The sequence below is a fragment of the Lysobacter sp. 22409 genome (assembly GCF_052045105.1).
Classification (GTDB): domain Bacteria; phylum Pseudomonadota; class Gammaproteobacteria; order Xanthomonadales; family Xanthomonadaceae; genus Lysobacter; species Lysobacter antibioticus_B.
The window spans coordinates 1-371 of the sequence record NZ_JBQEOE010000116.1; the positions used below are offsets into that span (position 1 = coordinate 1).

Annotated in this window: 1 protein-coding gene; it reads right to left on the reverse strand. The window is 66.8% G+C overall.

The genetic code is table 11. The annotated features are described in order from the left end of the window. On the reverse strand, positions 1-371 hold a 371-nt coding region (locus ACTJJK_RS23205; protein ID WP_440731373.1), incomplete at both ends, for an OmpA family protein.

A 371-nucleotide genomic window follows, 5' to 3' on the forward strand; every position in this document is an offset into this window, starting at 1 on the left:
GACTCGACTCGCACCTTGGCGCGCACTTCGGGGCTCAGTCGTTGGGCCAACGCGTCGTAGACGGCCTTGGCGCGTCGCATACCGAGCGCAGTGTTGTATTGGTACGAAGCGCGCACGTCGGTGTGACCGACGACCGCGATGACGCCGCCGTGCATGCGCTCCAGCGCAGCAGCGACCTTGTCCAGCAGCGGCCCGAACTCCGGCTTGATGTTCGACTTGTCGGTGTCGAACAGCACCGTGCCCAGCAGCGCACCGCCCTCGCCCAGACCGACGATCAAGGAACCCGGGTCGTCGGCGTTGCCGCGCACGCTGACCTTCAGCGCCTGCAGCACGTCGGCCGGCAATTGCTTGACCAACTCGGCCTTGACCGC